Origin of the sequence: Kitasatospora sp. NPDC007106 (assembly GCF_040634455.1) — a bacterium.
Lineage (GTDB): Bacteria > Actinomycetota > Actinomycetes > Streptomycetales > Streptomycetaceae > Kitasatospora > Kitasatospora arboriphila.
Window position 1 is genome coordinate 1 of record NZ_JBEYFP010001283.1, and the last position, 1,305, is coordinate 1,305.

Sequence of the window (1,305 nt, forward strand, 5' to 3'; positions counted from 1 at the left end):
GGAGGCTGCGCCGGCCGCTCCCCCGCACACGCCCGGCGAGGCCGAGTCCGCGGGCGGGCCGGCCGCGGCGGGCACCGCGGCGGCGAGCCTGCAGCAGGAGCTGGAGGCGGCCCTCGCCGAGTTGGAGCGGATGGTCGGCCTGGACCCGGTGAAGCGGCAGGTGCGGGCGCTCTCGGCGCAGCTGCGGATGGCCCGGCTGCGGGCCGAGCGGGGGCTGCCGGTGCAGCCGCCGAAGCGGCACTTCGTCTTCTCGGGGCCGTCCGGCACCGGCAAGACGACGGTGGCGCGGATCCTCGGCCAGGTCTTCCACGCGCTCGGCCTGCTCTCCGGCGACCACCTGGTGGAGGCCCAACGGGCCGACCTGGTCGGCGAGTTCCTGGGGCAGACGGCGGTCAAGGCGAACGACCTGATCGACTCGGCGCTGGACGGCGTGCTGTTCATCGACGAGGCGTACAGCCTGTCCAACTCCGGCTACAGCAAGGGCGACGCGTACGGCGACGAGGCGCTGCAGGTGCTGCTGAAGCGGGCCGAGGACAACCGGGACCGGCTGGTGGTGATCCTCGCCGGCTACCCGGAGGGGATGAACCGGCTGCTGGCGGCCAACCCCGGCCTCAACTCGCGGTTCACCACCCGGGTGGACTTCCCGAGCTACCGCCCCGGCGAGCTGACCGAGATCGGCCGCAGCCTGGCGCTGGAGGGCGGCGACGGCTGGGACGAGGACGCCGCGGAGGAGCTCTCCTCGATCTGCGCCCACGTGGTCGGCGAGGGCTGGATAGACGAGCTCGGCAACGGCCGGTTCATCCGCACCCTGTACGAGAAGTCCTGCGCGTACCGCGATCTGCGGCTCAGCGCCCACCGCGACCTCCCCAGCCGGGAGGACCTCGTCACCCTCCGCCTGCCGGACCTGCTCCAGGCGTACGGCGAACTGATCGACGGCCGTACCGGCTGAGCCCTGCCGCCGGGCGTGCGCCGTTCCGGTGAGCGGCCCGGTGCCGACGGCCGGTCTCCGCCGCCCCGCCCGGCCGGGCTGGTACCAACAAGGGTGCTCGCGACGACCCGGCGCCCCGCCCCGCAGACCGTGGCGCTGCTCCTGCTGACGGCGGTCACCGGCATCGTCGAGGCCGCGAGCTTCCTCGGCCTCGGCCACGTGTACACCGCGGTGATGACCGGCAACATCCTCTTCCTGGGCTTCGGGCTGGGCGGCGCGCACGTGTCGGTCGCCGGTGCCGGGCTGGGCCTCGCCGCGTTCTCGCTGGGCGCGCTGCTCGGCCACCGGGTGAACGAGGCGCTGGTGCGGCGGCACGG

At 74.5% G+C, this 1,305-nt stretch carries 2 protein-coding genes; both read left to right on the forward strand.

Annotated elements, in window-relative coordinates:
* On the forward strand, nt 1–949 hold a 949-nt coding region (locus ABZ641_RS37865; protein ID WP_359989155.1), incomplete at its 5' end, for an AAA family ATPase.
* A 93-nt stretch (nt 950–1,042) separates the two neighbouring features.
* The coding region (locus tag ABZ641_RS37870) for a DUF1275 family protein (protein ID WP_359989157.1) at nt 1,043–1,305 on the forward strand (263 nt) is incomplete at its 3' end.